Consider the following 247-nt stretch of genomic DNA (forward strand, 5'->3'; position numbering starts at 1 on the left):
ACCCAAACAAAAAGGTTGCAGTCCAACGTTTTTACGGGTAAACCCCAGAGCGTCAACTCAAAAACATCGGAACTGCAACCATGTACAGCATAAGCCGCTTTCAGCAAATCATCAAGCCCGTTATGAACGGACGCTTCGCCCGCCATGTCCGCACACACCAGGCCGACAAACACAGTAAAGGCTTCGGCTGCCAAAACCTGTTGGTTTGCATGCTTTACGCCCGGCTTGGCCGCTGCGCCAGCCTGCG

The 247-nt window shown here is 53.8% G+C and carries 1 protein-coding gene; it reads right to left on the reverse strand.

The window, feature by feature from the left end; genetic code table 11:
* Window positions 1–247: hypothetical protein (locus tag MB824_RS11760; protein WP_456077654.1), on the reverse strand; the 247-nt coding region annotated here is incomplete at both ends.

Origin of the sequence: Kingella pumchi, from assembly GCF_022288825.1 — a bacterium.
GTDB classification, from domain to species: Bacteria; Pseudomonadota; Gammaproteobacteria; order Burkholderiales; family Neisseriaceae; genus Kingella_D; species Kingella_D pumchi.